A 26,876-nucleotide genomic window follows, 5' to 3' on the forward strand; every position below is an offset into this window, starting at 1 on the left:
CTGACTCTTGTCAGGGGATTTTTTCATAACCAAAAGAAATAGACTGAAGTTTTCACCTCAGTCTATTTTTCTATCGGATTTTAGAAAGACAGTTTCTTTTTAGTCTTCTTTTTTCTTACGGGCTACAAGTCCGAATGCACCCAACATTCCAAGAAATCCAAGACTAGCTAGACCAGCCTTATCTTCTGTACCAGTATTTGGTAATTCCTTCTTATCATTGGATACGGTTGTTTCAGCTACTTGTTTAGAATCTGTAGAACTTGTCTGAACTGGAGTAGCTACTGGTTTTTCTGGATTTGAAGGACGAACTGGCGAAACAGGTTGCTCAGAACGAGTTGGGATAGCTACTTTCTTATAGGTATGAATCACATTGCCATTTTTATCTGTCTTGGTGCCAGTATATTCATAACCTTCTACAGTCTTAGGTCCATGGCTACCATTCTCCTCTGGAGAAATTTCTTTACCATCACCATCTTGGTAACGTGTTACGATATGAGTAGTTGAACTACCATTGTTACCTTGATTATTACCTTGACCATCACCATGATTAGATTTAGGAGTAACTTTCACAGGAACTTCTACAGTCACTTTACGTCCGTCTGGTAACTCTAATTCTACTGTTACAGATGGTTTGTCACCAGGTGTATTTGTTTTTGGAATTTCGCCCACTTTCGTAATCTTCCATCCTTCAGGAAGGTCTACATGTTTTTTCACATCAACTTCAGTAATCGGTGTTCCAACTTCAACAACAATCGGTGTTGTTTTCGGAGTAACAATGACCGGAACTTTGACTGTAACACGTTTTCCTCCTGGTAATTCAATTACTACTGGAATACTTGGTCTTTCTCCTGGTACATCTGTAGATGGTTTATCCCCAATACTAATGATTTTTCCACCTTCTGGTATTTGAATATGTTTTTCAACATCCTCATTTGTAATTGGATCACCAAGTTTCTTAACAATATCTTTGATAGGCGTTACCTTGACAGGAACCTCTACTTCTATTTGTTTACCATTAGGAAGTTCAATTTTAACTTTGACTGTACCTTTATCTCCAGGAGTATTTACTTCTGGAATTTTGCCTACTTCAACAATTTTACCACCTTCTGGAACCTTCACATGTTTTTCAATATCTTCTTTTGTTAATGGAGTATCTGTGACAGGTGTTTCAATTCCTGTAGCTGGTGTTACATTTACAGGAACATCTACTGTTATTGTTTTTCCATTTGGTAATTCAACTGTTACCTTAACTGGATCTTTCTTACCTGGAGTTGTCAAATCTGGAATGTTTGTGACTCCCGTTACTTTTCCACCTTCTGGAATTTTAATTCCTTTGGTGTAGTCCTCTGGCATTAATGGAGTATTCGTAACTGGCGTTTCAATTTCCTTAACTGGAGTTACGTTAACTGGAACATCTACAGTTATTGTTTTTCCATTTGGTAATTCAACTGTTACCTTAACTGGATCTTTCTTACCTGGAGTTGTCAAGTCTGGAATGTTCTCAACATTTGTTACCTTGCCACCTTCTGGAATCGTGATTCCTTTTGTATAATCCTCTGGCGTTAACGGAGTATTCGTTACTGGCGTTTCAATTTCCTTAACTGGAGTTACATTAACTGGAACGTCAACAGTAATCACTTTTCCATTTGATAATTCAACCGTTACTTTAACTGGATCCTTCTTACCTGGAGTTGTCAAATCTGGAATGTTTTCAACATTTGTGACCTTGCCACCCTCTGGAATTTTAATTCCTTTGGTGTAATCCTCTGGCGTTAACGGAGTATTCGTTACTGGAGTTTCAATTTCCTTAACTGGCGTTACATTAACTGGAACGTCAACAGTAATCACTTTTCCATTTGGTAATTCAACTGTTACCTTAACTGGATCTTTCTTACCTGGAGTTGTCAAGTCTGGAATGTTCTCAACATTTGTTACCTTGCCACCTTCTGGAATCGTGATTCCTTTTGTATAATCCTCTGGCGTTAACGGAGTATTCGTAACTGGCGTTTCAATTTCCTTAACTGGAGTTACATTAACTGGAACGTCAACAGTAATCACTTTTCCATTTGGTAATTCTACAGTGACTTTAACTGGATCTTTCTCACCTGGAGTTGTCAAATCTGGAATATTTTCTACATTGGTTACTTTTCCACCTTCTGGTACTTTAACATATTTGGCAATATCCTCTTTTGTTAAAGGTGTATTTGTTACTGGTGTTTCGATTGGTTTCGGTTTAGCTTCCACCACTTTAATCGTTGCAGGAACTTCAACTAAAACTTTTCCATTCTTATCTTTTACAACTACCGTTACAGGTTTATCTCCAACAGTTGTTGCATCAAATGGTTCTTTTTGTCCTTCTGGAACTTTGTATTCAAATGTTGAATCTTCTGGATAATCACTTGGAGTAATGTTATCTCTTGCTTGTGGTTTTTCAGTTGGATTTACAGGAATTAATTGTTCTTTACCTTCCACTACTTTAACTTTAGCAGGAACTTCAACAAGTTTATCTTCCCCGTCTTTTGCTTCTACAATAACATCTTTTTCGCCTGGTGTTGTTGTATCTACTGGATTTTTATAGTTGAATTTTATTCCATCTGGATATTGTTCAGGATCAATACTCTTAGATGCATCTGGTTGTTTGTTATTTTTATCTACTGGTACGTATTGTGTTTTAGGTTCCACTACCATTACTTTTGCAGGTATTTTCGCAATGACTTTATCTCCAATTTTTGCTACTACAACAACATCTTTTTCGCCTGGTGTTGTTGTATCTACTGGAGTTTCATAAGAAAACTCTGTCTCTTTAGGGAATGCTTTAGGGTCAATACTTCCTTCAACAGCTGGTTGTTTGTTATCCTTATCTACTGGGACAAATTGTGGATAGCTTTCAACAACTCGTACAGTTGCAGGAACTTCTGCAATAGGATTACCTTCTTTATCTTTGACAATGACATTGACTGTGTAATCACCCGGTTTTGTAGTATCCACTGGAGATTTTGGATCATATTCAAATGTTGAACCTTCTGGGTATTCCGTTTTATCAATACTGTTTTCTGGATTTGGTTGTTTATTGTTTTCATCCACTGGAACAATTTGTGGAACTCCCTCTACAACAGTAACAGGAACTTTAACAATCGTTCTTTTTTCTTCTCCATCAACTGTATATTTCACAGTCACATTTACATCCGTATCATCTGACAAATCTGGACTTGCAACATTTTCATCAATACTTACATTGGTAACATTTTCAGGAAGTTTTCCTTTGAAAGTAGCATCTGCAATAGCTTCTTTCGCTTTGGCAAGAGCTTTTTCTTTTGCTTTTTCCTTATCGCTATCTTTAGCAACAATAATACCTTTCGGTGTTGGTTTTGGAAGAACTGTTACTTTAACTTTTACTGGCTCTGTTAAAGTTTCTCCATTTTGATCCGTATAAGTCACCGGCACAGTTACTTCTTTGACACCTGATTTAGCTGTAATATCTTTAGCTAAATCTTTAGGCTCACCTTTGGTTCCATTTTCCCCTGGAGTGACCGCATCTGTTATATCCTTAGCAGTCAATTCATCTCCCTCAAATACAACTTTAGATGTTGTAGTTGAACCAACTACATTTACTGGAACATCCACGTTAACTGAAATGTCATCAATAACTTTTCCAGTAGCCTTATCTCTGTATTTAACTGTAACAGTAACTGGAGTTTGTGGTCCATTTTTATCAGTTTTTGGAGTAACAATCGCATCATCTGTTACAAATGGAGTTACCCCTTCAGGAACATTTGTTAGTCCAGAAATTGCTTTATTAACATTTTCGCGAATCGCATCGATTAATTTCTCATTCGATGTACCGTTTAAGACTGTAACGCCTTTAGGAACTGGTTTTGGAAGAACTTTAACAGTCACTTCAACCGGTTCATCCCGTTTAAATTGATTTGCCCCATAAGTAACCGTTACTGGAACTTTAATTTCCTGACCTGCTTTACCATCAGTAGAAATGTTGCTAATATCAGGATTGGTGACTTTACCGTCCTTACCAGGTGTAACAGCTCCTACTACTTTTTCTGCAGATGGCTTATCCCCTTCAACTACATATACTGTTTTTGCAGTTGATACACGTGGTTGAACTTTAATTGTAAACTCTTGAGTGATGTTGTCATCATTATCTTTCTTAGTATCAAATACTGGGTCTCTATCAAATGGATTGTCGACAATATCATATCCCATAGATTTCAAAACATCGATATGAGTTTGTACATCACTTTCAGAAATGGTTTCGCCTGATTTTCCAGTTAGAGTTAAGGCATGGTCAGTCAACTCAGTTTCTGTTTGAGTTTTTGGATCTACAGAAACGAATTTAACTTTTGCTTTTTGATCGTCTTTATCATAGGTAATCTTGATATTTGCTTTTGGATCCGTAATTTTTGGTGGATGATATCCTTTATCTAAATGATCTGGATCAATTGGTGTTAACGGATTTCCGCTCCCATCTTTTGGAGTATAACCATCTTTATGAGGGATAATTTGTGTGATTTCCCCAGTTTTGGTTGGATCTTTTGGATCATTAGGGAATGGAATTGGAGCTTCTTCTAAACCTGTTGTCGGATTAATTGGAGTCCAACTTCCAATTTTCGTATAAGTCACTTTTTCAGCTTCATCAGGAATGACTTTTGTATCTTTTGTAGGGGTAGGAACTTCTTTTGCAGCAACTTCTTTCTTATCTGCAATATAGCCTGTTACTGTTTCAACTTCTACTTTATCCCATGTTTTATTTGGTGCTTCCCAATCTGTATATTCGACTGTTTTATCGACAAGATTTACTTTTGCTTTTCTTGTAAATGTAACTACTTGTTCAGTAGAATCCTTCGCTTTTTCTTCTGTAGCAGTGTCAGATTCTTTCTTCACATATGAAATTACACGTTTAGCTGTTGTTTTCAAATCAGTCTCTGTCAAGCCATCAGGCCATTTCAAATCTGGATTTTCTCCATTTGGATCTACAGGTGTATCTTTTTCATGAGGTGTTGTAACAGGTACTTCAATAATTCTAGGTTTTACAACTACTTTAAACGTTTGAGAAGGTGTCGAAGTTCCATCAGTTGGGTTCACATCTTCTTGGTCATCAAAAGTTGGATGATGATTGTCTGCTGTATGGTAGCCATCACTTTCAACTTCGTACCCTTTATTTTTCAATTCTTTAATTTTATTTTCAATGTCCGTATTGGTTGGTAATTCTTCACCAGATTTACCTGTTAATTCGTAACTTTGAACAACTTCATTTGTGCCACTATCAACCTTTTTCTCAATGACTACTGTTGCTTTCTGATTAGAAGGAGTATAAGTAATCTCTGAATTCCCAAAGTTATCTGCTGGATTAAATCCGTCTGGAACTTTGTATCCTTCCTTAGGATTATTTGGATTTTTCGGTGTTAATTCTACTCCATTATACACTGGTGTATAACCTGGTACATAAGGAATGGTAATTGTTCCAAAATCTCCTGGTTTGCTTGGATCTGTTGGATGATTTGGATAATGAATTTTTTCTGGCGCATCATTTGGTTTCTTACCATTTGGATAAGTTGGAACAAATGATCCAATTTCTTTATAAAGAACTTTCTTCACTTCTGGAGTGACAAGACCAGTTGAAGTTGGCGTAGGTGCTTCTTTTGCAGGAACGATTTTATCCTCATTATCTACTAATAAATAACTATTTACTACAGGAGAAGGGACTTCATTAAACTTACCTTTTGTGCCATCAACTGTTGCATCTGTTAATTTATCTGCACCTTCATAAACTGTTCAATCAGAATACGTTACTTCCTTCGTTTCTGGGTTAACCGTTGCAGTACGTTTATAAGTTACTTTTTGAATTTTATCGACCTTATCCGCTTCAATTGGTTGAGCATCTACTTTATCTTTATCCGCTTCTTTTAAATACTTAATTGTACGTGTTACTTCTTTTACTAAGTCTTCACGTGTTACACCAGAAGGATAAGTTCCTCGATTTGTATCTCCATCTTTAACAGGTGTTCCTTCAGTTTTTGGAGAAACTGGAGAAGTTGAACTAGGATCAGTCGGATCTGTAGTTACCGTAGGATCTACCGTAATTAAATCTAAAACATGAACATTCACAGTTGTTTCGGTAGATTTTTTACCTTCACTATCTGTTGATTGTACTTTTACTGGATACGTACCTACAACTGTTGTATTTAGGTTACCAGCATCACTGACGGCAATTCTTGGTTTAGTAGAGTCCACTCCATCACGATCATCTTCTAAGTCCGTTGCCGATGGAACAGCTTTTTCTAATACTTTTTCATTTGTCCACTTATCGGCTTCTTTTGTTTTATACACATATAAATCAGAATTCTGAACAGCAACTGTTGGAGCTTCATTTTTCACTTCTCCATATGCAGGTTCTGATTCATTTCCTGCTTTATCATAAACAGTTACTTTAATTCGTTTGTCTGGATTTGTACTATCGCTCGCTTCATCTAAGTTAACAGTTTCAGGTAATGGTAATACTAATTTTCCATCTACTTCATTTACCTTTTCAGAACCGTTATACCAACCATCTGCTTTTTTCGTTAGGGTAATCGGTGCAGTTCCATTTGGTAAAGTAACTTTTAATGATGTCACTCCTCCGATGGCATGATTAATTCTATCTACTTTCGTAGCAGCCTCTCCATCCGTCAAGGTATGCTTATTGTTGTTTTTGTCATTGGCAATTAAATCTTGTTTTTCACGAGCTTCATTTGTAACACCTGTTTCATCTTCTGGAACAGAAATCAGTAATTTTTTAGGTTGATTCGTATCCTTTCCTTCACCTTTTACACCATCTGTATGAACGGCTTCTATAGTAGGTGTAACTGGTTTTGTAGAGTCAATATAAATCGTTTTATTGTAGTAGTATTCTGGATTATCACTATTTCTAAGTCCATTAACTACTGGATGATATTTACCATCAGCATTTGAAACATCTCCAGTATTTAAAGCTTGGTTATCTTGTCCATCACTTAATCCATTTGGTAAAAATGTTCTTACTTTAAAAGTAGCCGTTCCTTTATAATTATCAGCTGTCTTAAATGGGATACTTAAATTACGAGTACCGTCATTATTACCTTTATTAGAACCAATTCCAATATACGGATTAACACCAGCATTATTCCCTGAAGTTTGATACTTAATTCTTAATTTTCTAGTGGATTCATCCCAAGAAATATTTTTTGATGCAACGGGAACTCCTCCAAACCAAACCCAGTCTGATGGTTTTTTAACAGTATCTGGTAATTCTACACCTTCTGGGATATCCACTTCTGTTTCAGCAAAACCATAGTGACGAACTCCACCAACACTTTTAACGGTAATATCTAGGGTCCCTTCTTGTTTTGCTTTATAAAGATTATCTTCCCCATATTTCCCAGATACTCGATTAGTTTTTACATCTGTCGTTAATTCAGCTCCTGATCCAACAGCTAAATTAACAGCCCCAACAAAATAACCATCTGTTACGGTACTATTTGTCTTTGTTAAATATGATTTATTAATCGCTGTACCGTCATCTAACGCTTCTATTTCAACCTTAATTTTCTTTACATCTTGAGGTATCTCGTAAATAGCACGGTATTCTGACCAACCATCTCCATTTCCTCCTGATCCAGTAGGAGTTGATATATGTTCACTTTCATATTTTGTTCCTATTCCTTGGTCATCTCTTATACTAGAAATTTTATTACCTTTTTCGTCATAAACTGTAATTTTTAATCTTTCACCGGTACCAGCAGTTCCAGCATTACCATAGGCTCCACCAGTAATGGCACTTAACATAACTCTAGAATTTCCATTTACAGAGTATTCTTTAAAAATTTTTGTCCCTTTTTTCCCGAGTTCTAGATAGTAGCCTTTAGGCAAACTGTGTGTACCTACCATACCAGAATGATTGACACCGTTAGCGTAGTTTTGATTTGTAGCATTCACTCCAAGTGGATGATCAGGTGCTGGAGTTTCATTTTCATTAGGGTGAACTTTCCCATTTAAATCATATACTTTAGAAGGTTTAGCAGCAAATTCTGCAGGTCGATTCGCTGGAGCATTTGTTGGCGCTTCAGGTTTAACTGCTACTACTTTTTCTCCACCTTCAATTTTCCAACCATTTAAGGCATTATTATTGTTTGCCTCAGTAGCAGTTATTTCCTTTTCTTTCCAATTATAAGTTACGCTTCCTAAGATTTTTGTATCTCCACCTTGAGATGCTGTGCTTCTAGACCATTGTTTATTAACTGTTTTATTTTTTTTCTGTTGCATTAGTGAAATCAATATCTCCAAATTGGTTTTTTGCACTCTCAAAAACACCATCCTTTGGATTATTTCCTGAACCTAGTTTATTATTATTCGTTGGGCCTTCTTTGGCCGGAATAATTGGATTTGTTGTAGAGGCAGCCTCTCTAAACCCACTTTCCCCTTTACCTGGGATAACTTGTCCATTCCTTGGATCTTGGTTCTTGTTTACTTTTTCTTCTTCAGTTACTTCTGATTTGATACTGTTTAAAATGACAAGGCTACTTGAAAGTTGTTTAGCAAGTGCAGCAACTTTTGCCTGTGTTTTTGTATCATCGTTCAAAAGTTCTTTTGCTTTATGAACCAAATTTTTAGCATCATCAATGACTGATTTTGTTTTCTTACCTTCAGTTAATTGACTTAATCGACTTTCAACTTTAGCCACTAAATCTTCTAACGATGTGGTATTAATATCAGCTTTTTCTGTCACTACAGTTGGAGTTTCAACTTCACTGGCTTGTTTGTCAGTAGCAGATTCTTTTACAGAAGTATTATTTTGTCCATCGGCCACTTCAGCAGTAGCAGATACTTGTTCAGCAACTTCCTTAGAGGGGTCTGGGGACTTACCATTTAGATTTTGAACTTCTGTAGACTCTGGATTAGTTACTGGTTCAGCTGCTTGGACACTTCCTCCACCAAGGAAAAACAAACCAGTAGCTACAGCCACACTAGCCGCACCAAAACTAACCTTACGGATACTGTAACGTGTGAATTTCTCCACTTGCGATTGGCGAACATGACGCACTTTGGGTTTAAACATTTTCTTACTCCTTTTTCCCGATAACTATCGGTTAATATACTTAAGGAAGCTAAATAAAAAGCCCCCCCTAAAATATTTTTGTATATTTTAAAAGATTATAACTTATTATACTCTTTTTAAAACAAGAAATCAAGCAATTTCAGGTATAGTCGCTACAGTAATTTCATAAGCTCTTATTTGTGGTAAGCCCTTACAAAAAATAAAATTTATATTACTTTAGAGATTTTCTATATTATTTGATTGTTTATATGATTTGATTATAAAAAGGAATTTTCTAATATTTTTTATTACGTCTTCATTGAGTTTTAGCTATAGATAAGGGATTACAGAATGAAGCTAGATGCACAAGATCTACCCAAAATAGCTAAAAAATTTAGAAGTTGCTATAGCTTTATAAAATAAAATCTATAAAAAAACAAAGCCCAGTTTTAAAAACAAAACTAGGATTGCTATTGATTTTATTTTCCTTCTTTTACTTCTTTTGTTGCCACATCTTCTCCAAACCATTTTTGGCTGATTTCTTGGAACTTGCCTTCTTGGTAAAGTTGAACAAAGGCTTGGTTTAAAGCTTGTAGTAATCTTTTGTCAGCAGGTCTAACTCCGACCGCAAAAGATTCACTTTCAAATCCTGCTGAAAAGACATTGTAGTCATTTAATATCCCCTCAGACTGGAGGTAGTAATTAGCATACACTCGGTCAATCAACAAGGCATCAATCCGATCATTTTTCAAGTCAATCAAGGCCTCATTAAAACTCTGGTACTGATTAGCCTTCTGATCTTTGACACGATTTTTCAGTAAATCTGGCTGGGCTTCAAAGTCTAAATAACCAGAGGAACCTGCTTGGGCTCCCAAGGTCTTATCCTTCATATCCTCTACTGAATGAATCTGCTGGCCTTTCTTCGTAACCAGAACTTGCTGATTTTCCATATAAGGAATGCTAAAGGAAACTTTCTCTCGGCGTTCATCAGTGGCAGAATAGCCATTCCAAATGGCATCTATGGTTCCATTTTGCAGTTCTGTCTCCTTCATATCCCAGTCGATTGGTTGAAATTGAACCTTAAAACCTAATTTTTCAGAGACAGCTTGTGCTAAATCAATATCAAAGCCTGTATATTGGCCATTCTTTTCTTCAAATCCCATGGGGACAAAAGTATTATCAAAACCAATAGTAATGGTATCCTGCTCTTGATACTTATCCCAGTTATCCTGCTTTGGATCACTAGCCTTCTGAGTACAAGCTGTTAAAAAGAGAGTCAGGAGCGCAACCAATACCAAAGAAATTTTCTTATTAGTCATCGGCACCTCCTACTTGGGCTCAACCTTGAGAATTTGATCCGCAATATTTTCAGCGAATTGTAAATCGTGGGTAACGACAATCTGCGTCATCCCAAGTTCCCTATTTTGCAAGATTAGTTTTTCCACTTCCAAGCGTAATTCTGGATCCAGGGCAGAAGTTGGTTCATCGTAGCCAATGATTTCTGGGTCAATCATCATAGCACGCGCCAAGGCCACCCGTTGCTTTTGCCCACCTGATAATGAGAATGGATAGGCGTCTGTGTGCCCTGCCAGTCCCAATTGCTCCAAGAGACCTCGCGCCTTCTGCTCAGCCTCTTCCTGCTTCATTCCCATGGTTTTTACGGGCGATAAGGTCAAATTGTCTAGAACTGATAAATGAGGAAACAGTTGAAAATCTTGAAATACAAATCCTAGTAGATTCCTCTTCTCCAGTTCATCCAATTCTAAAGGTTCTCCATTATAAAAGATTTGCCCTGAATCAATGGTTTCAAGACCTGCAAGCATACGCAAGAGAGTTGTCTTACCTCCACCAGAAGGTCCTACGATAGCCAGGATTTGCTTTTCAGGAATTTTTAGACTGAAATTGGACAAAATTTGCTTTTCACCAAATCCCTTATTGATATTTCGTAATTCTAACATGGTAACCTCCTATCTATAGTAACTGTACTTCTTCTCAACTTTTTTGGCAAGGATGGTCACAATACCAATCAAAATCAAGTAAATGGTTCCTGCTAAGAACATAGGAACCAGACTAGCATCACGGTTTGCAGCTGTACGACTAGCCAAGATAAGGTCTGAAATTCCTAGAGCGTAGACCAGAGAAGTATCTTTGACCAAACTCATGACTTCGTTAAATACGCTAGGAAGAACAATTTTAGTCACCTGAGGCAAAATAATATAGCGCACTGTGTCAAAATGACTGAACTTCAAGACCTTAGCAGCCTCATATTGACCTTTAGGAATGGTATCAATTCCCCCACGAAAGATTTCAGCAAAGTAAGCCGCATAATTGAGAACAAAGGCAATGATGGCCGCAGGAAGACGGTCCAAACGAATCCCAATACTTGGAAGCACATAATAAATAAAAATCAATTGCAAGAGCAAGGGTGTGCCTCGCATAATCCAGATATAAATATTAATCAGATGATGGAGGAGCTTCCAATGGACTTGCAAGGCAAAGGCAATCAAAACGCCCAAGGGAATAGAAAAAATCAAGACCAGTGCAAATACCTGCAAAGTCATGCTTGCACCGCTCAATAAACTCGGTAATATCTCAAACAAATAAGACATACTGCACCTCCTAAAAATAATTGTTCCTATTATAGCATAAATAAACAAAATAACCAAGAAATTTTGTAAAAAAATTCTCTTTAAAAAAGAAAAACTATATCTATCAAAAATGATTAGATACAGTTTTTAAAAATATATTCTTACAATCTCTCAAATAGTTCTTGCATTTGCACATCATCTGGAACCAGTTTTAAGTAAGCTTGAGCATTGACTTTTGCTTCCTCAAAGTAGCCCAATTCACGCAAGAGATAGATATAGTGTTCCAGAAATTCGGGATTGTCCTTCAAATCTCCTGCCAACTCTTGGTAAAGGTCGTAAGCAGTATCCAAATCGTCCATTTCTTGATAAGAACGAGCAATCATCCACTTGGTCAAAAGATTTTCTGGCTCCTCACTTTGTAAATCTAGAATGTCTTCATAACGCTCCTGCTCTAGATAGATAGTGGCTAGACGGAGTAAGATTTCTTCTGTATCCTCAGCGTCTTCTTTGGCAGTAAGGAGGTAGTTTTCTGCACCACTAGCATCATGTAATTCATAAGAAAATTGTGAAGCAGCCAGCAAGAGACGAGTTTCAAAGGGATTTTTCTCCAAGCCTTGCTTAGCGATACTCAGGGCTTCTTGAACTTGATGCTCCTTATGTAAGGCCTGACTATAGCCATACTCATAGCCTTCAAAGTCAGGAGAAATGGTATCAAGCTGCTTAAAGTAGAGGACGGCCTTTTGGTATTCTTCTCGGTCAAAGTAAAGACTAGCCAATTCAAAAGCTGTTAGGTCATCGTATTCTAACTCCAGGGCTTTTTCTAAAAACTCTGTAGCTGTTTCAAATTTCCCTAACTGGGCATAGGCAAAGCCAATCCGTTGATAGGTAGAAATACCCGTTTGCTCATAAATAGTACGATTATCTAACTGAGCATAGCCTTGAATAGCCTCTTGGTAATTTTCCAACTCACTATCCAACTCTGCCAAGCCCAATATCAAGAGAGGATCCTCTGAATAACTCAATGCCTCCAGCAATTTTTCACGCGCTACATCTGTCAAACCTTCCATCTGGTAAAGGTCTGCCTTAAGAGCCAAAGCTGAAACATACCAGTCACTGTCAGTTTGTATTTCCTCTAGATAGGCAAAGGCTTCTTCGATTTGACCATCTTCGCTAGCAATAGCTGCCAGATTAAGATTTACCTCTGGAAAGTCCTCTAAGATTTTCAGGTAAATGTCCTTAGCCTGAGGATAAAAACCAATCCCTTCAAGATAAGTTGCCAACTCATACAGAAGGTCACTTGGATCATTTTCTAAAGCTTTGACGAAATAATGTTCTGCCTTAACTAAATCTTGCTCTTCCAAAGCCTGTAACATCTGTTGACTATTGTTCACTCTTTACTTCCTCTCCTTCTAGTTCATATAAACCACTAACTACCTTATACCATTCGAAAATGGCTGAAATGACAACCTTAGCAGAAGCATAAACAGGAATACCGAGCAAGACTCCCCAGATACCAAACATGGATCCTGAAGTTAACAAAACAAAGAGAACATTAATAGGGTGGATGTTTAATTGACTTCCCAAAATCAATGGAGAGACAAACCGTCCTTCAATAGTTTGTTCTACGATAAAGACAATCACTACTTTCAAAAGCATGACTGGCCCAGCAATCAAGCCCAATACTAGGGCAGGAAGCATGGCTAGGAAGCTACCAAGATAAGGAACCAAATTTAAAATACCAGCAGTAACACCCAGCGTAACCGCATAACGTAGACCGATAATCTTGAAGAAGATAATAAACATTACTGCTACAATAATAGCTACTGTTACTTGCCCTCGAACATAGTTGGACAACTGTTGATTCACATCTGATAGAACTTGTCCAACAGGTTCTTTCAATTTCGTCGGCATAAATTGGGTCAAATAGTGACGCAATCCTTTCCCATCACGCAAGAGATAAAAGAGCATGAAAGGAACAATAATCAAAGCAACAATCACTTGAGATGCCCCGCTAATAAAGGCACTCACCCAGTTAACTGCCTGAGAAGAAACCTTACTTGCCCAAACTGTAGCCTGACTTGAGAAGTTTGTCAACACTTGCTCTAACTGAGGCCTGAAATCATCTGGCAAACGTTTGGTTACCAAATCATCAATAACGCGATCAGCATCTTCCAGGTAGACTGGAACATTCCTTGCAAAACTTAAAACCTGACGTTGCAGATTTGGAATAGCTACTGCCAATCCCCAAATGATAAAGAGAGCGATGATGACAAAGACAATACTGATTGCGATAACACGATTGATTTTGCGTTTTTCCATCCAATCAACAATAGGATTTAATAAATAATATAGCAAACCAGATAGAATGACTGGCAACATCACAACTGCCAAAAAGTCTAAAACAGGTGAAAATAGAAAACTAATCTTACTTAAAATAAAAAGATTCAGTCCCAATAATAAAGTTACCAAAAATACCGTAATGGCCTTGTTATCCAAAAACCACTTAAAAAACCAAGATAGGCTAAAATGTTTCTCTTTTTGCTCCATAAATACTTCCTTTCTATTGTTCTCCCATTATACCATTTTTGAAACAAAATAACTCTTTTTTAAAGTGCTTACATGAAGACCACTACATAAAAAATCTCCTCAAAAGAGGAGATTCGATTAGTCTTGAATATGACGGTCTAAGTTTTTCTGATAATCAGCATTGGATTTAGCTTTTTCATCAGCAAATTTCTTGCGGAACTCATCCATTTCTTTAGTAGTGACAATCTTATCTTGAATTTTCAGATATTTGTAGCTATTTTCACTAGTCTTGTCACCTACCCAGCCACCGGCACCACTGCCAGGAACCACTTTCGTCACTAGCATTTGAGCACCATCAGAGTATACTGGAGTAACAAGTGCACTATCTGACAACCAAGCTTGGGCCTTAGCATATTTGGTATAACGTTTTTGAAGGTCTGTTTTCTCACTATTTGCATCATCAATCAGTTCTTTGTATTTATCCAATCCAACTGTTTTAATAACTGGATTGTCTGTTCCTGGTGCCACACCAAGAGCACTTAGGAGACTTGGACCTGAAGTTGGATCAAATACATCTAGATAAGTCGATGGATCTGCAAAGTCTGGAGTCCAACCACTGACTGCATTAATATCCCAGTCAGTATTTGCATTGGAAGTAGCTAGAGTAGTCATACTTCCCAATTCGTCATTAGAAACTTGTTGAATATCAACAACTACATTTTCAGAGCCTAAGGCTTCCTCAATGGATTGTTTATAAGACTGAACCTGACGAATAAAATCTGGATTTGATGAAGAAATTGGCAAATCTAAATGAATTGGGAACTGTACTCCATCAGCTTGCAGAGTTTTCTTAGCAGATTCAAACTTAGCCTTAGCCTTGTCTACATTATGAAGTGAATCTTGGGCATCATCAAGACTAACATCTTTCCAGACGTTATCCAATTTATCCAATTCTGTCTTAGTAACTTGACCAAATGTTTGATCTCCTACTTGAACAAATGTTGGAGGAGTGAAACTTGTCCGTAACTTACGAGGTCCTACTTCATCACCAAATACTTGAGAGATCCCTGCTTTACGATCTACCGCAAAAGTCAAGGCTTGACGGAAATCTTTGTTTAACAAGGCTTTCTTAGTAGATGTTTTTTCTGCATCACTTGTTTTAGCAGTGTGATTGTAATTTACACGATCGATATTGGTTGAGATATAAAAAACTCCTCCACGCTGTTGACCATACACAATATTATCCTTGTATTTTTCTTTTAGACGTTCATAGTTAGCAGAGTTTTTAAAGAGTGGTGCAGCTGGATAGTGTCCCTCATCAAAACCGCGACCTAGAGAGTCTGCATCTTGACCATCAAAGAAGGATAACTTGATATCATCAATAAAGACATTTTGTTTATCCCAGTAGTTTTGATTTTTGGTCATTTCGATAGAAGACTTAGATGTAAGACCTTTGAGGAGATAAGGCCCATTGTATAGAATACTCGTTACATCAGTTGGTTTACCAAAGTCATCTCCTTTAGAAGCTAAAAAGTCTTCATTGACTGGTGCAAGGACTCCCATTGTTGTTTTTGAATTCCAGAAAGACTCTGGATGATTCAAAGTATAAACAACAGTATAATCGTCAGTTGCTTTTACACCAACAGTAGAAAAATCCGTTGTTTTCCCATTTACATAGTCATCCAATCCTTTGATAGAATCCTGTACGAGATAAAGAGCCTGTGATTTCTTATCTGCTGCGTGTTTCAGACCAGTTACAAAGTCTTGAGCCTTGACTTCACCATACTCTTCCCCCTCGTTGGTATACCATTTTACACCCTGACGGATTTTATAGGTATAGGTCAAACCATCTTTGGAAACAGTCCAATCTTCTGCAACTGATGGAACCAGATTTCCATATTGGTCATTTTCAAGTAAACCGTCAATAACGTTACCTGTGACCTGTTTAGTGCTGACATTTCCTGAAACTGTATAATCCAGAGTCGAAGGATCTGATGAAAATACATAGGCATAAGTAACTGGCTTATTTGCTTCTTTATTAGCATTACCAGATGAACACGCTGCTAGGACAGCAGCCGAAAGTACAGCAACTCCTGCTGCTAGGAAAACACGTTTTTTCATAAACAAACTCCTTTGCAATTTGTATAAGATTATTATAGCACTTTTCAAAAGGAAATCAATACAAAATCAAGTTTGATTTAATATTTTATTATATTTATATCTATGTTATAGAATTCCTTCAACTACATTTTTTGTGATATAATAGTCTTATCTTTATATAGAGGTAACGTTATGAAAGAAACTGTTTATTTTGGAACTTACACACGTCGTACTTCCCAAGGGATTTACAAGGCAGACTTTGATACAGAAACTGGTCAGCTTTCAAATCTAGAACTTTTTGCAGCTGAGCCAAGTCCAACCTACCTTGCCTTTGACCAGCACCAACATTTATACACCGTTGGTAGTCAAGACGATAAGGGGGGAATTGCAGCCTATCAAACTGACGGGACTTTGTTAAATCATGTTGTTGAGGAGGGAGCCCCCCACTGTTATGTTGCTGTTGATGAAAAGCGTGATTTGGTTTACGCAGCCAACTACCACAAAGGACAGGTCCTTGTTTATAAACGTCAGGAAGATGGTCGTCTTCTACTTAGTGATGTAGATCAACACAGGGGCCAAGGTCCACATGAAAATCAAGCATCTCCTCATGTTCACTATACAGATTTAACACCTGACCACTATCTAGTGACTTGTGACTTGGGAACTGACCAAGTCATCACCTATGACCTTGATCAAGAAGGGAAATTATCTAAACTCTATACCTACAATAGTATTCCTGGAGCTGGTTCTCGTCATATCGTTTTCCATAACCACTATAAAATCGCTTATCTCATTTGTGAACTCAATAGTACTATCGAGGTTTTAATCTACGATGGTGTTGGCGAATTTGAACGTATGCAAGTTATTTCAACTTTACCAGAAGCTTACAAAGGCTTTAATGGAACCGCTGCTATTCGTCTCTCTAAAGACGGTAAATACCTCTACGCTTCTAACCGTGGCCATGATTCTATCGCAGTATATACCATCCTTGCGGACGGTAGCTTAGAGTTGTTAGAAATCGTTCCGACACATGGTCAGACTCCACGAGATTTTGATTTGACACCCGACCAAAAATTTCTCATTGCTGTCCACCAAGACTCTGACAATGCAACTGTCTTTAAACGTAATTGTGACAATGGTCGTCTAGCAGAACTCTCCAACAACTTCCATGTTCCCGAAGCAGTCTGCATCCGTTTTGCCCCTTAATAAAACATATAAAAAATGAACTTGGAATTTTCAAGTTCATTTTTTCTTATAGTCTATTTCCGACATTAATACGGTTAATGGCACGTTGCAGTGCAATCTTCGCACGACGTTCTTGGTCAATCAAGTGTTTGTCTTGTGCTTCTTCAATTGCACGTTCTGCACGAAGTTTGGCACGTTCTGCACGACTGATATCGATATCACGAGCACGTTCTGCAGAGTCAGCGACGATTGTAATCATATCATTGGCAATTTCAATAACACCGCCGTTTACTGCAATCCAGTTCACGTGATCTTCGTCATCAATACGTTTCACCTTTACTTCATCAACTGCTAAAACCGCAATCATATTTTCATGTCGTGGCAAGATCCCCATCTCACCATCCAGAGTTCGAACCGATACATAGCTGGCATGGTGATCATAGACGAGGCCATCTGGTGTCACGATCTGGACAGTTAACTGAGCCATAGATCACCTCTTAAAATCCCATTTTTTCAGCTTTTGCAATCACATCTTCGATAGAACCTACACCACGGAAGGCATCTTCTGGCAAGTGGTCGTATTTACCATCAAGGATTTCCTTAAAGCCACGTACAGTTTCAGCAACTGGAACATAAGAACCTGGCTGACCAGTAAATTGTTCCGCAACGTTGAAGTTTTGTGACAAGAAGAACTGGATACGACGTGCACGAGCAACCAAGGTCTTTTCTTCATCAGAAAGCTCATCCATACCAAGGATAGCAATGATATCTTGCAATTCATGGTAACGTTGAAGGACACGTTTTACTTCTGCAGCAACTGCATAATGCTCTTCTCCAACAATTTCAGGTGCCAAGGCACGTGAGCTTGAAGCAAGTGGGTCAACGGCTGGGTAGATACCCAATTGTACCAACTTACGTTCCAAGTTTGTAGTAGAATCCAAGTGAGCGAAGGCTGTTGCTGGCGCTGGGTCAGTATAGTCATCCGCTGGCACATAGATAGCTTGGATAGAGGTTACAGAACCCTTCTTAGTTGATGTAATACGCTCTTGCAATTGACCCATTTCCGTAGCAAGGGTTGGTTGGTAACCAACGGCTGATGGCATACGACCCAAAAGGGCAGATACTTCTGAACCAGCCTGAGTGAAACGGAAGATATTATCGATAAAGAGAAGCACGTCTTGGCCTTCCACATCACGGAAGTATTCAGCGATTGTCAAACCAGTAAGGGCAACACGCATACGTGCTCCTGGTGGCTCATTCATCTGACCAAATACCATGGCTGTTTTCTCGATAACGCCTGATTCTTTCATTTCCCAGTAAAGGTCGTTCCCCTCACGAGTACGTTCCCCAACACCAGTAAATACTGAAATACCACCGTGTTCTTGGGCAATGTTGTGAATCAATTCTTGGATCAAGACGGTTTTACCAACTCCGGCACCACCGAAGAGTCCAACCTTACCACCTTTAAGGTAAGGGGCAAGAAGGTCGATAACCTTAATCCCTGTTTCAAGGATTTCAGAAGAGGTAGACAACTCATCAAAAGTTGGAGCTTTTTTATGAATTGGCTGACGCTCTGCGTCTTCTGTAAAAGGAGCTTCCAAGTCAATGGTATCTCCCAAAACATTGAAGACACGTCCCAAAGTTTCTTTACCTACTGGTACAGAGATTGGACGACCTGTGTCCAATACTTCCATTCCACGAGTCAACCCATCTGTTGATTCCATGGCGATAGTACGGATCATACCATCTCCCAACTCTAAGGCTACTTCAAGGACGATTTTTGTTTTTCTTTCGTCATTTTTGTAGACGACAAGTGCATTGTTAATCTCAGGAAGTTTTTCCCCTGCTGCAAACAAGACGTCTACAACGGGACCGATAACCTGAGCAATTTTACCTGAACTCATCTCCTTCTCCTATTCTATATAAGATACTGTCGGTTCCTAGCTCAACTAGGTCCTAAGTTCATTTTCATACGAGCTGGACTAGAGCCTATTCTAAGGCACTAGCTCCTGCTACGATTTCTGTAATTTCTTGTGTAATCGCCGCCTGTCTGGCACGGTTATACTGAATTGTCAAATCATTGATGACTTTCTTAGCATTATCTGTCGCTGTTTGCATGGCGGTCATACCTGCAGCATTTTCAGCTGTCTTGGCATCGATAATAGCCCCGTAAATCATACTTTCTGCAAACTGAGGCAACAACTGCTCCAAAATTTCTTCTCGGCTGGTTTCCAATTCAAAAGTCAAGCTGTAGTCTTCATCCGCTTCATTTGGATCCAAGTCAACAATCGGAAGCATTTGTTCCACACGCATTTGACTGGTTAGCGTATTGACATGGTGGTTATAGCAGACATAGAGTTCATCAAAAAGTTCATTTTGGTACATTTCAACAGTTTTTGAAATAATCTTACGAACTTGATCAAAGCTAGGTTGGTCTGCCAAGCCACGTAGTTCATAAAGTGGTTGAATACCACGAGCCTTAAAGAAATCAGCTCCCATTCCACCAATACAGATCATTTCAAAACCTTTACCGTCTGGATGGTATTCTTCCTTCAACTCCATAACGGCTTTTAGAATAGAGGAATTATACCCTCCAACCAAACCGCGATCTGAAGTGATGACGATATAGGCTGTCTTCTTCACGGGACGGCTAATCAACATGGGATTAGTTGAACCACCAGCTCCATTACCATGAAGAATATCTGTCAAAAGTTTGCGAACCTTCTGAGCGTAAACTTGAAAGTTGCGAGCTGCTTCTTCAGAGCGACCTAGCTTAGCAGCTGATACCATTTGCATGGCATTAGTGATTTGACTCGTATTTTTTGTTGAGGCGATTTTTGTTTTAATATCATTTAGAGATACTGCCATCTGACACCTCTATTCTTATTGGAAGCTAGATTGATTGAGAAACTCTGTAATCGCAGCATCCAAGACTGCTTCTTCTGGCAAGTCTTTTGTATCACGAATGGTTTCCAAAATCTCTGGATGTTGAGCATCAAAGAAGGCATGGAACTCTTCCTCGAAACGAACAATATCATCTACTGGAACAGTATCCAAGAAACCATGTGTCAAAGCATAAAGAATGGTTACTTGTTTCTCAACAGGTAATGGTTTGTGAACAGGTTGTTTCAAGACCTCAACGGTACGACGTCCACGGTTCAACTTAGCCTGTGTTGCTGCGTCCAAGTCAGAACCAAACTTAGTGAAGGCTTCCAACTCACGGTATGAAGCAAGGTCGATACGAAGTGTACCAGCAACCTTCTTCATAGCTTTGATTTGCGCAGAACCACCTACACGCGATACAGATGAACCCGCATCGATAGCTGGACGAATACCCGCATTGAAGAGACCATCGCCAAGGAAGATTTGTCCATCAGTGATAGAAATCACGTTGGTTGCGATATAGGCAGAGATATCTCCTGCTTGTGTCTCGATAAATGGTAGGGCTGTAATTGATCCACCACCAAGTTCATCAGAAACTTTAGCTGAGCGCTCAAGCAAACGGCTGTGAAGGTAGAAAACATCCCCTGGGAAGGCTTCACGACCTGGAGGACGACGAAGCAAGAGAGACAGTTCACGATAAGCTACCGCTTGTTTTGATAAATCATCATAAACGATCAAAACATGCTTGCCTTGGTACATAAATTCTTCCGCCATGGCAACCCCAGCATAAGGAGCTAGGAAGAGCAATGGTGATGGTTGTGAAGCAGAGGCTGTCACAACGATTGTGTAGTCCAAGGCACCGTACTGACGAAGTGTTTCTACTTGCGTACGAACTGTTGATTCTTTTTGTCCAATCGCAACATAGATACAGATCATATCTTGACCTTTTTGGTTCAAGATTGTATCAATCGCAATGGTTGTTTTCCCTGTCTGACGGTCCCCGATAATCAACTCACGTTGACCACGACCAATCGGTACAAGGGCGTCAATAGCTTTCAAACCAGTTTGCAATGGTTCTGATACAGACTTACGTTGCATAACACCAGGAGCTGGCGCTTCTACTGGACGAGTTTTATCAGTATGGATTTCTCCCAGACCGTCAACCGGACGACCAAGCGGATCCACAACACGACCAATCAGACTTTCACCTACTGGGACTTCCATGATTTTCCCTGTACGGCGGATTGTATCGCCTTCACGAATATCTGTAAAGTCACCTAGGATGATAATACCAACGTCTGTTGACTCCAAGTTTTGAGCCATACCATAAGAGCCGTTTTCAAAAATCAACAACTCTCCACTCATGGCATTTTCAAGGCCGTGAGCACGCGCGATACCGTCCCCGATATAGGTTACAACACCTGTTTCAGTCACATCAAAATTGGGTTTGAAATTTTCAATTTGTTGCTTAATTAAAGCGCTGATTTCTTGTGCGTTAATTGCCAAAAGAACACCACTTTCTATTTCAAATTTTCTTTAACAACTTTAAGTTGTTGTTTAATACTCACATCAATTGTCTTGTGATTGGCAAAAATGACAAAACCACCAATGAGACTTTCATCGATTTCTTCTTTTACACTCCTTACTTTCAGAGACATTTTTTTCTCAATCAAAGGGAGCAAGCGACTCTTTTGTTCATCTGTTAAAGGATGAGCAGCAGTAATCGTCACTTCAAATCGATTTGTTTCTTTTTCAAGTCGGTTCAAGCAATCTACAAGCACATCATAAAAAAGATTTGCTCTGTGATTATAGGCCAGAACCTGGATAAAGTTTTGTATTAAAGGTGACACAGAGTCTTGGAAAAAAGCAATTGTTTTTTCCTTATCCGACTCGTCTACTGCCACTTGTTTTAAAAAAGAAGGCAGACCTGTTTCTTCAACAACTTGCTTGATTTGAGTCAAGTCTGAAAAGATACGGTCTTCTTCTCCTTTTTCTATAACCAATTGGACAAAAGGCATGCTGTATTTTTCAATTACCTTTACTGTTTTCTTGTCCATTAAGCTTCTCCTAACTGATCGATATACTGATCAATGAGTTCTTTATGGGCATGACCGTCAAGGTTTTGTGAGATGATTTTACCAGCCAAGCTGATTGTCAAATCTGCTACCTCACCCTTAACGCTTTGTAAAGCTTCAGCTTTATTTTGAGCAATTTCTTGGTTCGCTTTTTCTTTCAAGCGTCCTGCTTCTAGCTTAGCATCTGCTAAAATATTAGCTTTACTTTTCTCAGCTGTTTCTTTCGCATTCTCAATGATTGTCTTAGCTTCTTTACGGCTACCAGCCAATTCATCTTCGCGTTTTTGAGCCAATACTTCTGCTTTTTGACGTGCTTGTTCAGCTCCGTCAATATCTGCTGCAATTTTTTCTGCTCTTTGTTCGAAAATGCTAGCCAAATTTGACCAAGCGTATTTCTTAACCAAGACTAGCAAGAGAATAAAGGAACCAGCGATTAGTATAAAATCACCAAGTAATTCACCTACTGTTACATTCATAAACTACTCCTTTCTATTCTTCATCATTAATTTTATTTCCTAGGTACATTGAAGATAACAATGTAAATACATATGCTTGTACACAAGAAATAAAAACAGAAAATGCAGTCCAGATTAGATTTGTTCCAAAAGCAATAGGATACCAATAGAAGGCCTGATGAGAAAGTAGGACTAACATACTTGCCATCACTTCTCCTGCAAAGATATTACCAAAGACCCGCAATGCAAGTGAAAGGAGATTGGTAACTTCTTCTAAGAGATTCATTGGTGTCATAAAACCTGGTGTTACAAATGCTTTTAAATACTTTTTGATTCCACGACGACGAATTCCTTCTACGTGGGTCATTAAGATAATTGTAAAAGACAAGACCAAGTCAAATGACAAATTTGCTGTTGGTGAGGTCCAAAGATTTACACCATCTGTAGTCTGAATTCTAGCCATTAAGCCAATATTATTTGCAATGGCCATAAATAGGAATAAACAGAAATAAAAGAGAGAATAATCCTTTATCATTGGACCAAGGTTTGATTTTGTAAATCCAACAACAAAATCAAATAAATACTCTAATACATTTTGTTTTCCTGTGGGTCTCAAAGTCATATTGCGACTCGCCCAATAAATAAAGCCAAAAATAAGTGCTACAGTCAACAAAGTCAAAACTACTATGGTTAAATTAAAGGTAACAGGACCAATATTGATGGTTGGATTAATACTTTCTTCCATCTAAAATCCTCCCTTTTTCAATTTATACTTCTTTTATTTGATGATAAATGAAAAGACAAGAGTAACGAAGAAAGTACCTTCAATAAAGGCAACCCCTAGGATCATCAAACTACGTAGTTCTGAGATGATATCTGGTTGGCGAGCAACTGATTTCAACAAACCGTTCATCAACATACCTTCACCAAGAGATACACCCATACAGGCAAGACATAGACCGAAAAATGTTAAATTCATGACGAATTCTCCTTTTAATTAAAATTTACTTACTTAGTTTAGTCCTAAAAATTGGATTTGTCAACTTTTTACTAACATTGAAAGCGTTTAATGAAAATTATTTACAATTTTACTATTTTTAAGTCTATTATATAGAAAATTTTGGAAAAAACTTGTAATAAATCCGTCTATTATCTAGGTCTTTCTGAAAAATAATGAAAAAATCCGAGATGAAATCTCGGATGGAAATTAATATATTTTTTTAACCTAATGTTCTTTTAGTAAATAGGATTAAAGGGAAAGCAACTAGAAAGCTTTCGTCCCCTACATATTTATTAAGCACGAACTGTGACGCTGGTTCCATCTTCCTTATAAAGATTGATGAGCCCTTCCTTGAGAGCTCGAACCATATCTCCAGCTTGAACAGGTTGTGGAACCTTGATAGTCAATAGTTCCATTGGATTTGGAGCGCGATCGATCTTATTTCCTTTAGCATCATGCAAATCTTCGATATAAGTCTCAAAATGACGGAAACCTGGGCCATAAAACTCAACTTGGTCCCCTTCGTTAATGACGTTCCGTTGGCGAATGGTTGCTGTTTGTGTCGCATCATCGTAAGAAACCACTTCAGCGACAAACTTATACTCAGGAATTTTACGACGAGCACCAAACAACTGCTCATTTTCAGATGGTGTACCATAGTAGAAACCTGTTGCTAATTCACGTTGGGCAACCTTCCACATCTCATCAATCAAGTCTTGCTTGATAGCTTCAAACTTCTCTGGACTCTCTAGATAAGCATCAACAGCCGCCTTGTAGCAGTTGGTTACAGTTGAAACATAGTGAATAGACTTCATACGTCCTTCGATTTTTAGACTGTCCACACCGTTTTCAATCATATCTGGGATATGGTCAATCATAGACATATCAACGGCAGACATCGAAAATTCTTCTGGAATTTCACCTTTAAGGCTCTTACGTTCTTGACCAAATGGCATGTCGTAAAGATCGTATTTCCAGCGACAAGACTGTGAACAACCACCACGGTTGGCATCACGCATACTCATATGGTTTGAAAGAGTACAACGACCAGAGTAAGAAATACACATGGCTCCGTGGACAAAGGCTTCAATCTCAACATCTGTACGTTTGCGAATTTCAGCTAATTCTTCCATCGAAACCTCACGCGCCAAAACGACACGAGTTAAGCCCAGTTCTTTCCAGAACTCAAGGGTTTCATAGTTAGTGGCACTTGCTTGGGTAGAGAGGTGGATTTCAAGACCTGGTGCTTCAGTCGCTGCAATCATAATCAAGGCTGGGTCAGACACGATAACTGCCGCGATTCCGATATCACGTAGTTTACGGAACCACTCACCAGCACCAGCCTCATTTCCTTCGTGCATAACCATATTGGCAGCCACATAAACCTTAGCACCATACTTGGCCGCAAACTGGACACCTTCTTCCATCTGTTCGAAAGTAAAGTTTCCGGCACGGCTACGAAGGCCATAGGCCTGACCACCGATAAAGACAGCATCTGCTCCATATTGAACAGCTACCTTTAGCTTCTCTAAAGTCCCTGCAGGTGATAAAACCTCTGGACGTTTTAATGTTTTTGTCATGTTTTCTCCTATTTGCAATATAAAAGTTTGACGTTTTTCCTTCTCATTTTATAGTAAATAAGCCATAAAATCAAGCCTAGACAGATTGTTTTGACAATTCTAATCTTTTAGATTATTAAAGCAAAAAGATTGTCAAAGAGAAAAAGCCCACAGATGTGAGCCCTTTTCTAATATAGGTTAGAAAAAACTATTTCTCCACTTCTTTTTTCTTGTGTGCAAGAAATCCAAATCCACTCAAAACTCCTAGAAGTCCTAAGACTACAAGATTAGCATGATCTTCTGTACCTGTATTAGGCAATTCCTCTCTCTTACTTGCTACAGAAGTCGGAATTTGTGAAGTTTCTTTTGTCGATTGTTCAGTTGGTGTCTTTGATTTTGGTACTTCTACCTTTGGTGTCTCAACCTTTGGTGTTTCAACTTTTGGCGTTTCAACCTTTGGTGTTTCAACCTTTGGTGTTTCAACCTTTGGTGTTTCAACCTTTGGTGTTTCAACCTTTGGTGTTTCAACTTTTGGCGTTTCAACCTTTGGTGCCTCAACCTTTGGTTTCGTACCGACTGTGATAACTTCTTCTACTGCTTCTTCAGTAATCGTGGTTGGTTCATTCGGTGTTACTGCTCCTGTATTAGGATCCAAGGTATAAGTTATTGTAGTAGTTGTTTTACCAGCTTTACCAGTTCTTGTTACTTCTCGATAGTCTTTATCTTTTGTATTATCTTCTACATAACGTGTTGTATATGGAGTAGTTGTTTCTACAACTTTAGGTTTAGTACCTACTTTAACCACTTTTGGTACCATAGGAGTTTCTTTTTCAGTCGGCTTACCGTCAGTTACAATACCATCAAGTTCATTCACAATTTTAGGTGTTGTAGTTACAATTTTACCTTCGCTACCGTTCGATTCAACAATTTCCGTACCATAGTCGATTTTTTTGTCTTCTACATAAGTTGTTGTAATTGGAATTTTTGTTTCTGTTTCTACAGGTGGTAAGTTATTCTCATACTTCTGTTTATACACATAGGTAATGACAGTTTCACCTTTCACAATCTCTGTAACATCTTGTTTGTCTTGTTCTTTAAAGGTATAACGCTTGTTCTCAAAGTCCAAATCGGTCGGATGAGTTAAAGATACCTCAGAACCTACTTCTTTAAGTTCAGATTTAACACTAGGTGCAATTTCAACACCTTGTTCGTTTACAAACTTCTGAGTCACTAAACCTTTGTTTTGAACTTCTGTATAAGTAACAGTATGGAAAGTGCGAGACACACCGTTGATTGCTTTTTCTGTATCTGTCAATTCAACTCTTTGGAGATTTGATGCATAAACAATGCGAGGTGTAAACTGATTACGTTTATTAGGAACTACTTTACTAGCAATGTACTCTTTTTGAGAAATTGTATTTTCTCCAAGTAAAGATGTTTC

The 26,876-nt window shown here is 38.3% G+C and carries 20 protein-coding genes; 1 reads left to right on the forward strand and 19 read right to left on the reverse strand.

Going from position 1 to position 26,876, the window contains the following annotated elements; all coding sequences use genetic code 11:
• Positions 1 to 99: 99 nt before the first annotated feature.
• The 9 genes from STYK_RS06810 to STYK_RS06850 form a co-directional block, all read right to left on the reverse strand.
• The gene (locus tag STYK_RS06810; RefSeq protein WP_261804751.1) at positions 100 to 5,610 is read right to left on the reverse strand and encodes a Rib/alpha-like domain-containing protein; all 5,511 of its coding nucleotides are present in this window, start codon (positions 5,608 to 5,610) and stop codon (positions 100 to 102) included.
• Between the two features lie 177 nt (positions 5,611 to 5,787).
• Positions 5,788 to 8,292 carry a mucin-binding protein gene (locus tag STYK_RS06815; RefSeq protein WP_261804752.1) on the reverse strand — a complete coding sequence of 835 codons (2,505 nt, stop codon included), beginning with the start codon at positions 8,290 to 8,292 and terminating at the stop codon, positions 5,788 to 5,790.
• Positions 8,273 to 9,085, reverse strand: a complete 813-nt coding sequence (locus tag STYK_RS06820; RefSeq protein WP_261804753.1) for a YSIRK-type signal peptide-containing protein — start codon at positions 9,083 to 9,085, stop codon at positions 8,273 to 8,275. Before STYK_RS06820 ends, STYK_RS06815 begins: the two co-directional genes overlap by 20 nt.
• A gap of 458 nt (positions 9,086 to 9,543) precedes the next feature.
• Positions 9,544 to 10,383: an amino acid ABC transporter substrate-binding protein gene (locus STYK_RS06825; RefSeq protein WP_261804754.1), complete on the reverse strand. Its 840-nt coding sequence runs from the start codon at positions 10,381 to 10,383 to the stop codon at positions 9,544 to 9,546.
• 9 nt (positions 10,384 to 10,392) lie between these two features.
• Entirely contained in the window at positions 10,393 to 11,022 is a 630-nt protein-coding gene (locus tag STYK_RS06830) for an amino acid ABC transporter ATP-binding protein (RefSeq protein WP_261804755.1), read from the reverse strand.
• Between the two features lie 9 nt (positions 11,023 to 11,031).
• Positions 11,032 to 11,673 (reverse strand): amino acid ABC transporter permease, encoded by a 642-nt coding sequence (locus STYK_RS06835; protein WP_261804756.1) that lies wholly within the window; start codon positions 11,671 to 11,673, stop codon positions 11,032 to 11,034.
• Between the two features lie 140 nt (positions 11,674 to 11,813).
• Positions 11,814 to 13,043, reverse strand: coding sequence for a tetratricopeptide repeat protein (locus tag STYK_RS06840; RefSeq protein ID WP_261804757.1), 1,230 nt, complete (start codon positions 13,041 to 13,043; stop codon positions 11,814 to 11,816).
• Positions 13,033 to 14,199, reverse strand: a complete 1,167-nt coding sequence (locus tag STYK_RS06845; RefSeq protein WP_261804758.1) for an AI-2E family transporter — start codon at positions 14,197 to 14,199, stop codon at positions 13,033 to 13,035. The genes STYK_RS06840 and STYK_RS06845 overlap by 11 nt, the downstream gene beginning before the upstream one ends.
• A gap of 117 nt (positions 14,200 to 14,316) precedes the next feature.
• Positions 14,317 to 16,299, reverse strand: a complete 1,983-nt coding sequence (locus tag STYK_RS06850) for a peptide ABC transporter substrate-binding protein (protein WP_261804759.1) — start codon at positions 16,297 to 16,299, stop codon at positions 14,317 to 14,319.
• 171 nt (positions 16,300 to 16,470) lie between these two features.
• Here STYK_RS06850 and STYK_RS06855 point away from each other — a divergent pair, with 171 nt between their 5' ends.
• Positions 16,471 to 17,484, forward strand: coding sequence for a lactonase family protein (locus STYK_RS06855; protein ID WP_261804760.1), 1,014 nt, complete (start codon positions 16,471 to 16,473; stop codon positions 17,482 to 17,484).
• Positions 17,485 to 17,530: 46 nt separating this feature from the next.
• On the opposite strand, the gene STYK_RS06860 is transcribed toward STYK_RS06855, so the two are convergent.
• The 10 genes from STYK_RS06860 to STYK_RS06905 form a co-directional block, all read right to left on the reverse strand.
• A complete protein-coding gene (locus STYK_RS06860; RefSeq protein ID WP_000068041.1) occupies positions 17,531 to 17,950 on the reverse strand; it encodes a F0F1 ATP synthase subunit epsilon in 420 nt (139 codons plus the stop codon).
• A gap of 10 nt (positions 17,951 to 17,960) precedes the next feature.
• Positions 17,961 to 19,367 (reverse strand): F0F1 ATP synthase subunit beta, encoded by a 1,407-nt coding sequence (gene atpD, locus STYK_RS06865; protein WP_164226735.1) that lies wholly within the window; start codon positions 19,365 to 19,367, stop codon positions 17,961 to 17,963.
• Positions 19,368 to 19,452: 85 nt separating this feature from the next.
• Positions 19,453 to 20,331 (reverse strand): F0F1 ATP synthase subunit gamma, encoded by an 879-nt coding sequence (locus STYK_RS06870; RefSeq protein ID WP_261804761.1) that lies wholly within the window; start codon positions 20,329 to 20,331, stop codon positions 19,453 to 19,455.
• Between the two features lie 15 nt (positions 20,332 to 20,346).
• Positions 20,347 to 21,852 (reverse strand): F0F1 ATP synthase subunit alpha, encoded by a 1,506-nt coding sequence (gene atpA, locus STYK_RS06875; RefSeq protein WP_023942963.1) that lies wholly within the window; start codon positions 21,850 to 21,852, stop codon positions 20,347 to 20,349.
• A 14-nt stretch (positions 21,853 to 21,866) separates the two neighbouring features.
• Positions 21,867 to 22,403 carry a F0F1 ATP synthase subunit delta gene (locus tag STYK_RS06880; RefSeq protein WP_261804762.1) on the reverse strand — a complete coding sequence of 179 codons (537 nt, stop codon included), beginning with the start codon at positions 22,401 to 22,403 and terminating at the stop codon, positions 21,867 to 21,869.
• Positions 22,403 to 22,897, reverse strand: coding sequence for a F0F1 ATP synthase subunit B (gene atpF / locus STYK_RS06885; RefSeq protein ID WP_214614710.1), 495 nt, complete (start codon positions 22,895 to 22,897; stop codon positions 22,403 to 22,405). Before atpF ends, STYK_RS06880 begins: the two co-directional genes overlap by 1 nt.
• A 13-nt stretch (positions 22,898 to 22,910) precedes the next feature.
• Positions 22,911 to 23,621: a F0F1 ATP synthase subunit A gene (gene atpB / locus STYK_RS06890; RefSeq protein WP_125416525.1), complete on the reverse strand. Its 711-nt coding sequence runs from the start codon at positions 23,619 to 23,621 to the stop codon at positions 22,911 to 22,913.
• Between the two features lie 33 nt (positions 23,622 to 23,654).
• Positions 23,655 to 23,855, reverse strand: coding sequence for a F0F1 ATP synthase subunit C (locus STYK_RS06895; RefSeq protein ID WP_001054560.1), 201 nt, complete (start codon positions 23,853 to 23,855; stop codon positions 23,655 to 23,657).
• Positions 23,856 to 24,169: 314 nt separating this feature from the next.
• Complete coding sequence (locus STYK_RS06900) at positions 24,170 to 25,456, reverse strand: peptidase U32 family protein (RefSeq protein ID WP_049535202.1); 1,287 nt, start codon at positions 25,454 to 25,456, stop codon at positions 24,170 to 24,172.
• 187 nt (positions 25,457 to 25,643) lie between these two features.
• Positions 25,644 to 26,750, reverse strand: a complete 1,107-nt coding sequence (locus STYK_RS06905) for a G5 domain-containing protein (RefSeq protein ID WP_261804763.1) — start codon at positions 26,748 to 26,750, stop codon at positions 25,644 to 25,646.
• Between the last annotated feature and the right edge of the window lie 126 nt (positions 26,751 to 26,876).

Source organism: Streptococcus toyakuensis (genome assembly GCF_024346585.1).
In the GTDB taxonomy this organism is placed as follows: Bacteria; Bacillota; Bacilli; order Lactobacillales; family Streptococcaceae; genus Streptococcus; species Streptococcus toyakuensis.